Below are 317 nucleotides of genomic sequence, written 5' to 3'. Positions count from 1 at the left end.
CCGACGAGATGCGCGACGAGCTGCGCGAGCTGGGAGCTCCCGAAGTGGAGATTACCGAGCTGGCCGTCGAGTGTCACTACCGCCTTACCGACGCCGGCGAGGAAGCGCTCAACCGTTTCAATCAGGTTGACCGCACCCGCGCCATGCTGGAAACCCAGGCGGTTTCCCGTCACGCCTCCTATGCACGCCTGCTCGAGTTCTGCGAAACGCCGCGCTCGCAGCAGGAGATCACCACGTTCATGGCGAACGATCCGGGGCTGGAGAGAGACCCCCGGACGGGCGTAATGCATATGCAGCCCAGTGCCTATATTGGCAAG

At 63.4% G+C, this 317-nt stretch carries 1 protein-coding gene; it reads left to right on the top strand.

Annotation, left to right across the window (positions count from 1 at the left end; translation table 11 throughout):
* Positions 1 to 317: hypothetical protein (locus PZH32_RS12310; protein ID WP_275208537.1), on the top strand; the 317-nt coding region annotated here is incomplete at both ends.

Origin of the sequence: Adlercreutzia equolifaciens, from assembly GCF_029076695.1 — a bacterium.
Taxonomy (GTDB): domain Bacteria; phylum Actinomycetota; class Coriobacteriia; order Coriobacteriales; family Eggerthellaceae; genus Adlercreutzia; species Adlercreutzia equolifaciens_A.
The sequence above is the reverse complement of the archived record's forward strand: the minus strand, read 5'-3'. Positions and strand labels throughout refer to the sequence as shown.